This window comes from Streptomyces sp. NPDC041068 (assembly GCF_040647455.1).
Taxonomy (GTDB): Bacteria; Actinomycetota; Actinomycetes; order Streptomycetales; family Streptomycetaceae; genus Streptomyces.
Genome location: NZ_JBEZCG010000008.1, coordinates 423,718 through 434,956, shown reverse-complemented (window position 1 = coordinate 434,956; position 11,239 = coordinate 423,718). Strand labels below are relative to the sequence as shown.

Annotated in this window: 11 protein-coding genes; 1 reads left to right on the top strand and 10 read right to left on the bottom strand. The window is 68.9% G+C overall.

Features of this window, described 5'->3' with window-relative positions; translation table 11 throughout:
• Positions 1–233 precede the first annotated feature (233 nt).
• A complete protein-coding gene (locus AB0B50_RS21390) occupies positions 234–1,169 on the bottom strand; it encodes a hypothetical protein (RefSeq protein WP_362333904.1) in 936 nt (311 codons plus the stop codon).
• A gap of 153 nt (positions 1,170–1,322) precedes the next feature.
• Entirely contained in the window at positions 1,323–1,748 is a 426-nt protein-coding gene (locus AB0B50_RS21385) for a hypothetical protein (protein WP_362333902.1), read from the bottom strand.
• Positions 1,749–2,640: 892 nt separating this feature from the next.
• Between AB0B50_RS21385 and AB0B50_RS21380 the strand changes: the two genes are divergently transcribed.
• Positions 2,641–3,711 carry a bifunctional class I SAM-dependent methyltransferase/NUDIX hydrolase gene (locus AB0B50_RS21380; RefSeq protein ID WP_362333899.1) on the top strand — a complete coding sequence of 357 codons (1,071 nt, stop codon included), beginning with the start codon at positions 2,641–2,643 and terminating at the stop codon, positions 3,709–3,711.
• Here the strand turns inward: AB0B50_RS21380 and AB0B50_RS21375 are convergent.
• The 8 genes from AB0B50_RS21375 to AB0B50_RS21340 all read right to left on the bottom strand — a co-directional run bounded on the left by AB0B50_RS21375 (position 3,644) and on the right by AB0B50_RS21340 (position 11,236).
• Positions 3,644–4,183, bottom strand: a complete 540-nt coding sequence (locus AB0B50_RS21375; RefSeq protein ID WP_362333897.1) for a hypothetical protein — start codon at positions 4,181–4,183, stop codon at positions 3,644–3,646. The two genes, AB0B50_RS21380 and AB0B50_RS21375, sit on opposite strands and share 68 nt — an antisense overlap.
• 389 nt (positions 4,184–4,572) lie before the next feature.
• Positions 4,573–4,887, bottom strand: coding sequence for a hypothetical protein (locus tag AB0B50_RS21370; protein WP_362333894.1), 315 nt, complete (start codon positions 4,885–4,887; stop codon positions 4,573–4,575).
• 143 nt (positions 4,888–5,030) lie between these two features.
• Positions 5,031–5,501: an HAD family hydrolase gene (locus AB0B50_RS21365; RefSeq protein WP_362333974.1), complete on the bottom strand. Its 471-nt coding sequence runs from the start codon at positions 5,499–5,501 to the stop codon at positions 5,031–5,033.
• Between the two features lie 363 nt (positions 5,502–5,864).
• A complete protein-coding gene (locus AB0B50_RS21360) occupies positions 5,865–6,740 on the bottom strand; it encodes an aminoglycoside phosphotransferase family protein (protein ID WP_362333971.1) in 876 nt (291 codons plus the stop codon).
• A gap of 417 nt (positions 6,741–7,157) precedes the next feature.
• Positions 7,158–7,709, bottom strand: coding sequence for a hypothetical protein (locus AB0B50_RS21355; RefSeq protein ID WP_362333891.1), 552 nt, complete (start codon positions 7,707–7,709; stop codon positions 7,158–7,160).
• Positions 7,710–8,412: 703 nt separating this feature from the next.
• A complete protein-coding gene (gene hypE, locus AB0B50_RS21350; RefSeq protein ID WP_362333888.1) occupies positions 8,413–9,447 on the bottom strand; it encodes a hydrogenase expression/formation protein HypE in 1,035 nt (344 codons plus the stop codon).
• The gene (gene hypD / locus AB0B50_RS21345; RefSeq protein WP_362333885.1) at positions 9,444–10,544 is read right to left on the bottom strand and encodes a hydrogenase formation protein HypD; all 1,101 of its coding nucleotides are present in this window, start codon (positions 10,542–10,544) and stop codon (positions 9,444–9,446) included. The genes hypE and hypD overlap by 4 nt, the downstream gene beginning before the upstream one ends.
• Positions 10,541–11,236: a CBS domain-containing protein gene (locus tag AB0B50_RS21340; protein ID WP_362333882.1), complete on the bottom strand. Its 696-nt coding sequence runs from the start codon at positions 11,234–11,236 to the stop codon at positions 10,541–10,543. Before AB0B50_RS21340 ends, hypD begins: the two co-directional genes overlap by 4 nt.
• Positions 11,237–11,239 lie beyond the last annotated feature (3 nt).

The window sequence follows — 11,239 nt, the reverse complement described above, 5'->3', positions numbered from 1 at the left end:
GGGGGGTACAAGTTTTTCTTTTTTTACCCTGGGGGTTCGGCTACCCCCCCCTGTACGGGGGCAGGGGTCGCACCGAAGTCACTTCGGTCCGAGCCTTCCGCGCTTACTGTTTCCCAGCCGGCGGACCGGTCAGTCGCTGCCTCCCTTCACACTCTCCATGCCGGGCTGCGTGCGTGTGCGGCGGACGGTGGAACACCTGGGCAGCGCGGCCACCTCGAAGGTTTCGGCGGGACTCAGGTAAAGGGCGGCCAGCCCTGGTCGGCTGTCACTTCGCGTGCGGTGCGATGCCACTGGTCCTCACCGCCGGGCAGGGGCCAGGCCCAAGTCGGCTGTTCCGCGGTGTTCAAGTCGTGCAGGAGGCGGACGAGCTGTGGGCCGGCGGTGGCGGCGCCGTCCGGGACGGTGGGGCCGTGAACCGCGCGGAGTTCGGCGAAACGTGCCAGTTCGTTTTCGTAGAAGTCCACGGCCTCATCGGTGCGCATGGCCAGGTCATCACGCGACACTGTGCGGTGCAGGTGAAGAAGGGGAGGCTCGATGGATTCGGCAATGGCCGCGGCGAGCCGCGCGTGACCGTCCAGGATCAGGTGGCAGTCCAGGCCACTGACCCACCACAGCAGGACGGGCGGGAGGGTCCCGTCACGCGCCTGCTTGCGGTACGCCTTGACCCTGCTGTCGTCGGCAGCGGGCATCGGTCGTAGTGCGAGGACCTCCCACGAACCGGAATGGACGAACCAGTCGATGTATCCATTCGGATGGCCCTCGACGAGCATCGAGCTCCAGTACTCGGCATGGCTGGTGTCGGCGTGGCGCCAGCGGTGCAGCGGGCCCTCACACGAGAGCAGCCACCTCCCCTCGTGCAGGGGACTGTCCGGCGAGTCGATGAGGTATTGCGCGAATCGATGAGCCCACCGCTCGTGGTCGCCCGCCACGGTGCGGCCCAGATCAGCGCGCAACGGCGGGACGACGGAGCGATACTCCTCCGTGCGCCAGAAGTCCACGCCCTGGAACTGCTCGTCGACAACGGCGAGCAGCACGGGCCGTGACAGCTGGGAGATCAGCAGCTGTGGCCCGGTGCTGAATACGCACAGCCCCGGCTGGTGGCGTTCCTGTATGTCAAGGGACAGGCCCACCCAGGTGCCATCGGGTCTTGTGACATCGGTGCGCTGCATGCCGAGAGCCTAGACGTCCGTTTCGCCGGGCAGCCGGCACGCCCTGGGCATTCCGGGGCAGTGCCACCAGCGGACATACGGACGGTGCTCCTCGGCACTCCACTCTCCGTCGAACGCCGGCCTGAATGGCGAGAGGGGCAGCACGGGACTCTGTCAAAGATCCCCAGCAGCCTCGTGGCCTCGGTTATTCGCCCCGATCGGCCAGCCCTCCTGGGACATGATCTCGGCTCGCAGGCGTTCGTACTCGACACCTGCGGACAGCTCACCGTCGAAGTAGTCGTCCCAGAACCCTGCGCGCTGCCATTCCTTCGGTGCGAGGGTCAACTGGCCGTCATCCAGCCCGGCGACCCAGCAGTCCGGCATCCGGCTGCTTAGCACGCTGAACATGGCCGCGTCCCACAGCGCCGGGCTATCACGCTCTGCCAGGACGTCAGGCCGTTCAGGGAGCCGTAGCAGCACCTGACGTGTGGTTGTGATCACCTCCAAGACCGGGTACTCCGCGCCGATCCGGATCCCGGGGTGGTCACTCACCACCTTGCCGCTGGTCGGGCTGATGATCTGAGTGCACCGAACAATCACGCGTGCAGCCTACGCGGGCGTCGGCTCCACCCAATGCCTCGGCCGGCGACGTGCATGGGGATCCGCGGGACACACAGCCGCTGCCTGCACGCATGGGCCTGCTACATCTGGCGCTGAGAATCCGTCCGTGACCGGGCAGTTCGGGGAGCTCTGGCCGATCGGCGGCTGCCGGAGCCACGATCGCCTTCAAAGCCCTGCACTACGCCGCTGGCAAGCCCGCAGTGGCGGCAGGGATCCGTGACCGGTTCGGTGGCGACTTGGCTCTGGTCGGGCAGGACAATCTCCGCCGAGTCGTGCTCGGTGAAAGGGACCGCCGCGGAGCTTCCGACATCGGCCTGATCTCCAACGTGGCACGCTACGCGCTCGATTCCGGCTCTCACATGATCCTCGAAGGCGTCCTCTGTGCCGACCGGTGCAGGGAGATAGGGAGATACTGGAGGACCTCGTCCGTGACCATCACGGCACAACACGTTGCAACTACCTCGACATCCCTCTCACCGAGACCCTGGTGCGTCACGCTACCCAACCGGATCCCGGCGTCTCGCGCAGGTCACTGAGAGGGAACTGCGCGACTGGTACCGCGAACGCTTCCTTCTGCCTCAGAGGACGGAGACCGTCATCGGCACCGTCAGACCACTCACCGCCACCATCGACCTCGTCATGCGCGACACCGGGCTCATCGAGCTGTCCTCGCACGATCTCTGAGTCCGCAGGCCGACTTTCGTCTCTCAGCCTGGGCTCGAGCGCACCGAGCCCCGGGCCCGCGCCACCACTGCGTATGCCTGTGGCCCGTCTCATGCAGGGCCATCACTTCCATGCGTCCATCTCCAATGCGCCTTCATTGCCTGACCCCGGCCGGTTCTTACCCCTTCGACCACACGGAGCAGCGTCAGTGGGATACACACAGCAGAACGAATGGCACGATCACTACGCCCGCGGTGCGACGTTCCGGCCCCTGACCGACGGCGAACGCGCAGCGCTGGGTGCCGCACTGCGTCCGCAGAGGTCCGCTGTCGCTCTGGACGTGGGCTGCGGCCTGGGCGAACTCGCCTTCCATCTACACGAGATGGGGTACGCGGTCGACGCCGTCGACTACGCGGCGTCGGCCATCGACCTCGCCACCGCTCAAGCTCCAGCCGACGCCGACGTGCGCTTCCTGCGCCACGACATCGAACACGACAGCCTTGCCGACCTGCCACACGACGCGTACGACCTGATCACGTTCCGCCTGAGCTACGCCTTCCTGCAAAACCGCACCTGGATCCTCAACCGGCTGCGCGAGCGTCTGCGGCCCGGCGGCAGCCTGTGCATCATCACTCCGCTCGCGGACACCGTTCCCGCCGAACGGCGTGACATCGCCCTGGACGAAGACGAACTGGCCCTGGCCACAGCCGGATGGGCAACCGCGGAGCGGTTCGACGCCGACGGCTTGGCCGTGCTGGTGCTGCGGCATCCGGCCGCAGAGTCGGTGTCCTTCGCGGACAAGCGACGCCCCGCTCCGCAGGGGCTCATCGGTGCCGGTGTCGTGGTCACCGACGAGCAAGGCCGCGTGCTGCTCGGCCGATCAGTTCGCGGAGTCTGGGAGCTTCCCGGTGGCAAGCCTGCCCCTGGCGAGTCCTTCGAGCAGACCGCCGTACGCGAGCTGACCGAGGAGACCGGGCTGAATGCCTCGGCGGACGACGCTGTGGTACTCGCCATCCTGATGGACACCACCCACAACGTGTCGCGCCTGACCGCCGCCGTCCGTGTCGCGGCACACCACGGCATCCCCACCGTGACTGAACCCGACCTGTTCCACCGTTGGGAATGGCACTGGCCCGCCGACCTCCCCGCTCTCACCGGCACGCTGTTCACACCGTCCGCACATGTGCTGGACTGCGTCTGGCCCGGCCTCCTCAAGGGCCTGCCGCCCGTGCACCGCCATCGCGTCCACCAGCCCGCGCCGCCAGAGAAATCCCAATGACATGCAGCAAGTCCGCCCACATCCAGTCGGGACTGCGGAGGACGGCGGGGGCCTCTTCCGGCCGCCTCGGGCGGGCCGGCTTCGCGCGGCGCATCTGCTGGGCTCCGGCGGCCGCCTGGCCACGGTCCAGCGTGGACCGCGAGAAGGCGAACACCTCGATGACGTCGCCTCCCGTGGTGGTGACCGTCATACCGCCTTCGGCGTCGATGCGACGGATGGCCGCCCCAGGGGTCCAGTACCGGGCCCAGAATCCGATGACGCTCAATCCGTCCGCGTACGCGTCGATCCGAGGCCGGACGACCGCACGCCACATGACCCGCAGGAGCGCGAGCAGGGCGGCCCCGAAGAAGGGCATCTCCCCGGGATCGTTCCTCTCCCGTCCCATGACCATCGCCCAGACGCCGAACGCCCCGCCGGCCGGGACCAGAGGGATGCCCCCGATGGGGCCGCTCCTGCGCCGAGCAACCAGCATCGGCTTCCCTGAACGGCGCGGAATCACCTTCCACGTACTGATCATCCGCAGAGTCCCTGTCCGCGCTGAGCCCACCGGCCCCACAGTCAGCTCAGCTCAGCTCATTTCGAGATTTGTACTCATTTTGGGTCCAGTCTGTCTCAAGCCGATACCGCCCTTGTGAGCGGGGGCGTGTGCTGCCGCGCCACAGAGGCCCAGAGTCCGGAGGGCCCCGGGTGAACGCGCCGCTACGCCAGCTGCCCACCCAAAACCTGCCAACTCCGGCACCCGCGGCGCGGTCGGTGCGGTGCGCAAGCCCTCGATCGACAGCAGGACGGGCGGCGGACCGGACATGAGATCCGTCCACCGCCCGTCAGGCGGTCGTCAAGGGCTCCGCGAGCGGGATCCGACTACGCGCTGGAATCCATCTTCACGGCCGCCAGGACCGCGGCGCCCAAGGCGCACACGCCCAGGATTCCCCCGATGATCCGAACTGGGACGGATGAGAAGATCTTTGTTTCGCCGCCGGGGGCGCGGGATGAGAAGTGATCTGTGAGGCGCATCGCTGAATTTCGCACATCGAGCGCGAGTGTCATCCCGATGAGCCCCACGATCAGCCCCCAGGCCAAGCGAAATGCGTAGCTCCCCATTCCTGAGCCGCTGTCCGACGCAAAGTCGACGAGATGAGGCATGGGGGTTCCGTTCATCACCACAGTTGCTTCCATATTTCTGACGGTTCAGTGACCCAGGTGAGACCGCGCCTGCATTTCACCGGTCTCGCTCCGCTCATCGTTCACTGCGCACCTAGTAACGAAGGTGGCCGAGCATTCTACGGCGTTCGCGGCATGCGCCCCGTTGCGGTCGTCCGTCAAGACGACCTGGGCGCCGTCAGCGGGCACAGCGGATCACCATCTGAGGCAGACGGCCCCCGTGAACGTCCCCGGCCGTCAGGCGGGGGTGGTAGGAGCAGAGCGTCCAGGACGGTCGCGGTGGCGGCGGGGTCCGTAGCGTGGTGCACCGTACGGATCCCCAGGGCTTCGGCGGGTGGCAGGTTCTCCGCATGATCGTCCACGAACACACACTCCGGGCCGGTCATCAGTTCCAGAGCATCGAGCGCCCGCTGGTAGACGGGCGGGGAGGCTTCCGTACACCCTCCAGTTCCGACAGGATCAGCGCGTCGAAGAAGTCTGTCCGCATCCCCTTGTGCTCTTACGGGTTGTAGGGCTCGATCCCCGAAGCTGTTACTGAGCAGGGCGACCTTGACGCCAGCGGCGCGGGCACGCTTCGCCGCGGCGACGATCCGCGGTTCGGGGCGCAGGTTGGCCAGGGCGCGCCGCATCAGGCCGATGGGATCAATGCTGAGAATGCGACCTACGACTCGGTTCCAGTCCTCCTGTTTGGCCTCTCCGACCTCCAAACGGAGAGACGATCAGCATCACCCCATGCGCTTGACCTGAGCGCCCTGTCTACTGCGACGAATAGTCAACCCATGGTGTGTGGCGGAGAGTTATTCAGTATCGGTCAGAGGGTCGAGTGGTACCGGGAGACCCACGTGTGACGCGTCCGACTTCGGCCAGCGCGTAAAACCCGAGCCCTGCGCCGAAGGAGATCGATCTGGGAGCAAACCGGCCGGGCGGCACGACGCGTGGCCAACAAGAGCCGAGGGCGCTCTGACCGGCATGACCTGATATTCGCGTGGGGATCAGCGAGAGAGAGCGAGGAGTTCGTCGATCGCCGGCTCTGGACCGCCGTAGGTGAGGTGCGCGATGGCTGTCATGGGTGCGATCACTCGGCTCCAGGCGTACAACCGGTCCCCATCGAGCGCGCATGCGGTCGCCACCCGGTGGCAACGGGCCTCGACACCCTCGTGTCCGGCGCCGGCCACCACGTAGTCGACGGCGTCGAAGCATGGGTCGCCGATGCAGGCCTTGGGGTCGATCGCGATCAGGCCGCGCGACGGGCCGCCGTCCAGGACGTTGCCGAGGTGTAGGTCGCCGTGCAGCAACACGGGCCTGGCCTGACTGTCCAGCAACGCCTCACAGCGCCGCATCGCCCGTTGCCACGCGGCCCGGTCGATCCGTGCGCCGATGCCCGGCTCGGACAGCCGTCGGCCGATCCGGACGAATGCCTCGTCACACCGGCCGCGCAGGTCCAGTGGCCAGTGCGCGGGCGGGGCCACGGCGTGCAGTGCGGCCAGCAACTCTCCCCACTGCTGCGGCAACGACGCCTGCGGCATGTCCTCGGCCTCGGTGCCGGGCAGGACCTCCTCCAGCACCATCGCCCCGGCCTCCGCGTCGGCAGACAAGACGGTCGGCACCCGACCCGACGGCGCGAACACGCGCAGCATCTCCACCTGCTTGGTCAACAGCGCCCGATCCGGGCTGAGTTTGAGAACCGCGGGCGTTCCGTCCGGCCATCGGCAGCGCCAGACGACAGAGGAGGCTCCGCTCTCGAACAGCTCACCGAGCTCGAACCCCCACCGCGCGGCCAGCCGCGCAGCGAGGTTCGGAACCTCAGCAAGCCAGCCCTCGGCCTCGCGGCCGAATCGGCCTACCAACCGCACGCCAGCCTCTTCCATGTTCACTCCGGCAGCTTGCACCCCAAAGCTGCTGTCATGCACCCACATATCGCCCACGCTCCTCAGTCCGGCAGGCGTCCGTGACCAGCTTCTCTTGCGTCAACCTCCGGAAACCCCGCGGTCGCCCATCCCCGGCCGACTCCCTCGGCCCACCAGGTGCGAGGCCCAGAGCAACGGTGGCCGGTCAGGTGTCGGAGACGCAGAGCCGGACGAGGAACGCGGCGACCTCGGCCCGGTCCAGCTCGACGAGAGAGCGGCGGGTGGGGCCGCCGTCCAGGGAGAACAGCAGGGCGAAGTCCCCCGGCGATTGTGCGACGGCCGGTGAAGATGGCGTGAGCGGGCGCCTTGGGCATGGCGGCTCTCCTACGTGGCGAAGTGAAGGGGTGGATGTTCGGACGGCGGTTGGCCCGCAGGACTTCAGTACGTCGCCCACGCCTCCGCGGGGAGGAATCGCGCCGGGGCGTCCATGGCCTCGCCGGGAAGGAGCACTGGCCGCGTGAGCAGACGGTCGCCCGCACGCTGCACGCAGCTCACCACACCCAGACTGCGTGATACGGGTTCACCGAGGTTCACGTAGAGGAGCTCCGTGAAGGGCTCACGGCTCTCGGAGCGTTCGATCATCCACTGCTCGACCCGCGACGGCACCTGGCCGACCAACGGCATGCCGTCCGCGAAGACCTGAGGTCCTCTCAAGGCATCGACCGATATCCCCCGCAGTCTTTCGTCGAGACCGTAGTAAAAGGTCAGGCCCAGCCCCCAGCACTCCCCCTTGACCGTGCCGTACCGGCCCGGCGCTAGAGCCGCCCGCGTGCAGTACTGCGGGTTCGCCGTGATGCCGCCGAGCGACTCGGTCACATCGCCGGGCCGCATTCCGAAGCAGAGTGGGCCCACGCTCTCGTACGGTTCCAGCGACCAGCGCCGCCGCTCGTTGTCCGGCAGCGCATCCCAGACGTCCCACTGATCGAACATTCACGTAATCCTTCATCGACGAACCCGGTGGCCGGACCACCGACGGCCGGGCCGGCGAGAGCAGTTGCCTGGTCGAGAACCCGTCCTCGGCCGCCCTCGTCGCGCACCGCTCAGGAGGTGGGACGACGGCGCCTGCGGGCAGCGGCGGCCAGCGCCGTGCCCACGGCGATCGACGCGCCGCCGGCGCCGAGCATTCAGCCGGGCGCAGCGTCGCTGCCGGTCTCGGCTCCTCCCCGCTCTCAGCAGGAGCTGTGGTCTTCGACCACACCCGGCAACCCGCGTCCGACTGAGCAGCATCGTCATGGCCGTTTTGGGGACACCTGCCTCCGCCACCCGCTCAGCGGACGGAACTTCGGGACCCCCTGCCCCGTCCGCCGTCGAGCCCGTGCCGTCCTCCTCCCCCGGCCCTTCCTCCGCATCCCGGTCAGGCAACGTCGCGGCCGTGTCGAGGGCTTCGCCCGCCGACGCGGGTGTGGTCCCGAGGGTCGTCGAAGCCATCACGGAGGCAGTGGTGATCGCGTCCATGTACTTCAGTTTCACTGCGTCGTCCCTTGCGCGGTGCGGTGATGGCCCCAGCCTCGGGGCAGGCCGCATGCCGCAGTAGAGGCCTTCGGCCAACGCCCCCATAAGCGCCGCCTATGGCTCTGGCGTCGGGCGGTCCATCCATGCGGGGCGCGTCCCTCTCTGCCCGGGACGCCGTCTCTCAGCAAATGCGTGGGAGTTGCTCGCCCAGCGGCATGTCGACCACCCGTCGCGCGCCGATCAGCGTGCGCAACTCGACCCGGGCGCGGGCCTGTTCCCCGCAGTGGCCGATGTGTACGGCCTGCTCCCCCTCGGGATACGCCCGCAGTGCGGCGAGGATGCTCTCCGTCGCGTCCGCGGCCACGAACGCGACCAGGCAGCCCTCGTTGGCGACGATCAGTGGATCGAGGCCGAGCAGGTCGCAGGCTGCGGCCACGGCCGGTGGGACGGGTACGGCACTCTCCTCGATCTCCACCGTGAGGCCCGACGCGCAGGCGATCTCGTTCAGGGAGGCGGCCAGGCCGCCCCTCGTCGGGTCACGCAGACTGTGGACTGCACTGCCGAAGGGCGCGAGGGCCTGCACCAGGCGGTGCAGCGGGCGGGTGTCCGAGGCGATGTCCGTCTCGAAGCCGAGCCCTTCACGGGTGGAGAGGACGGCGGTGCCGTGCAGGCCGATGGGTCCGGAGAGCAGGACCGCGTCGCCAGGGCGGGCTCCGGCGGCGGAGGGGGTCAGGCCGGGGATCCTGCGGCCGATGCCGGTCGTGTTGAGGAAGAGCCGGTCGGCGGAGCCACGTCCGACGACCTTGGTGTCCCCGGTGATGATCGGGACTCCCGCCTGGTGCGCGGCCTTTCCCGCGGAGTCGAGCACGGAGCGGAGCTCAGCGAGCGGGAGTCCCTCTTCGGCGATCACCGACAGCGTCAGGGCGAGGGGCAGGGCACCGCGCATTCCCAGGTCGTTGACCGTTCCGTGGACAGCGAGGGATCCGATGTCCCCGCCGGGGAAGCTCAGCGGGCTGACCACGAACGAGTCCGTGGAGAGCAGCAGTTCATCCGCGTCCGGGATGAGGGCCGCGTCCTCGAGCGGGCCGTCCGGCTGTCCGCCCAGCGCGGGCAGGACCAGCGTGTCCAGCAGTTCGGCGGTGAGTCTGCCGCCCGCGCCGTGGCCCAGTTGGATCAGTTCGTGCTCGTCGTACGGGAGTGGGCAGTCCAGGTTCATCGCGGTGCGCTCCTGGTTCGTCCGGCGGCGTGGAAGGCGGCGCAGGTGCCTTCGCTCGACACCATGGGCGCGCCGAGCGGGGTACGGGGTGTGCAACGGGTGCCGTAGGCGCGGCAGTCGGTGGGCAGCCGGGCTCCGGTGAGGACGGCTCCGGCCATGCAGTCGGGGTCCTCGGCGGAGTGCACCGCGCTCACGTCGAATCGGCAGGCGGCGTCGAACTCCGCGTACTCCGGGGCGAGTTCGAGTCCGCTGGCGGGGAGTGTTCCGATACCGCGCCAGGCCCGGTCGGCGATCCGGAAGACGCGAGCCAGGGCATCCTGGGCCGCACTGTTGCCGGTGCGACGTACGGCTCGCGCGTACTGGTTCTCCACCTCGTGGCGGCCCTCTTCGAGCTGGGTGACCGCCATGAGGATGCCCTCCAGCAGGTCGAGCGGTTCGAAGCCGGTGACGACGACCGGCACGTGATACCGCTCCGCGATCGGCTCGTACGCCGTCCAGCCCATCACCGCACACACGTGCCCGGCCGCCAGGAAGGCCTCGACCTCGCACTCGGGGTCGTCCAGGAGCGCGGTCATCGCGGGCGGTACGAGGACGTGGCTGACCAGGAGCGAGAAGTTGGGCAGGCCGCGCCGGGCGGCGTGCAGGACCGTCATGGCGTTGGCCGGCGCCGTGGTCTCGAACCCGACGGCGAGGAAGACCACTTCACGCTCCGGGTGCTCTTCGGCGATGCGCACCGCGTCCATCGGCGAGTAGACCACTCGTACGTCCGCGCCGCGGGCACGCAGGGCCAGCAGGTCGGTGGTGCTGCCGGGCACGCGCAGCATGTCGCCGAAGCTGGTGAGGATCACGCCGGGCCGGGCGGCGATCGCCATGGCGCGGTCGAGGGTCTCCAGCGGGGTGACGCAGACCGGGCAGCCGGGGCCGTGGATCATGCGGATACCGGCGGGCAGCAGTTCGTCGATGCCCTGGCGGACCAGGGTGTGCGTCTGGCCGCCGCACACCTCCATGATCCGCCAGGGGTGGTGTGCGGTGCGCCGCAGCTCCGCCAGCAACTGCCGGGCCAGCGCGGGGTCGCGGTACTCGTCGAGGTATTTCATCGCGGCGAGGTCCGGTCCGGTCCGGTGAGGTCCATGCGGACGTCGACGACTCCTTCGACGGCCCGGGTGAGGCGGGCGGCGATCGGGACGAGGGTCCTGTCGCGGATCTCGCCGCCCAGGGTGACCACGCCTCCTTCGACCGCCACCGTGACGGCCCGGTCGGGGAAGAGGAAGGCGGTCACGGTGCGCCTCACCTCGTCGGCCAGTTCCTCGTCGGTGCGCAGGAACACCTTGAGCAGGTCACTGCGGCTGACCACGCCCTGCAGCAGCCCTTGTGCGTCGACCACCGGGAGCCGCTTGACGTGCCGCAGGGCCATGATGCGGGCGGCCTGCGGGAGCGTGGTGTCGGGGTGGACGGTGACGGCGGGGGTGCTCATCACCTCGCCTGCGCTCACCCCGCCCGCCTTGGCCAGGTCGGCAAGGCGGCGCAGCTGGTCGGAGGGGGTCCCCCCTGCTCGAGCGGAGCCGGGAGCCTGGAGGAGGGAGGGGTCGCTGTCGCGGAACTCCTCCTTGGGCAGCAGATCGGCTTCGGAGACGACGCCGATGACCCGGCCCTCGCCCGCCAGGACGGGCAGCGCGCTGACCTTCCACTGTTCCATCAGCGCGACGATCTCCTTGAAGGGGGCCTCGCGGCCCACGGCGATGACGGTGTGGGTCATCACGTCGCTCACGGTGCGCGGGGTGTGGAGCACGGC

Excerpts from the sequence above, each read along its gene's own strand:
- hypD (WP_362333885.1), bottom strand. The coding sequence starts at position 10,544 with ATGAAATACCTCGACGAGTACCGCGACCCCGCGCTGGCCCGGCAGTTG.
- AB0B50_RS21370 (WP_362333894.1), bottom strand. The coding sequence starts at position 4,887 with ATGGAAGCAACTGTGGTGATGAACGGAACCCCCATGCCTCATCTCGTC.
- AB0B50_RS21365 (WP_362333974.1), bottom strand. The coding sequence starts at position 5,501 with ATGCGGCGCGCCCTGGCCAACCTGCGCCCCGAACCGCGGATCGTCGCC.
- AB0B50_RS21390 (WP_362333904.1), bottom strand. The coding sequence starts at position 1,169 with ATGCAGCGCACCGATGTCACAAGACCCGATGGCACCTGGGTGGGCCTG.
- hypE (WP_362333888.1), bottom strand. The coding sequence starts at position 9,447 with ATGAACCTGGACTGCCCACTCCCGTACGACGAGCACGAACTGATCCAA.
- AB0B50_RS21360 (WP_362333971.1), bottom strand. The coding sequence starts at position 6,740 with ATGGAAGAGGCTGGCGTGCGGTTGGTAGGCCGATTCGGCCGCGAGGCC.
- AB0B50_RS21375 (WP_362333897.1), bottom strand. The coding sequence starts at position 4,183 with ATGCTGGTTGCTCGGCGCAGGAGCGGCCCCATCGGGGGCATCCCTCTG.
- AB0B50_RS21355 (WP_362333891.1), bottom strand. The coding sequence starts at position 7,709 with ATGTTCGATCAGTGGGACGTCTGGGATGCGCTGCCGGACAACGAGCGG.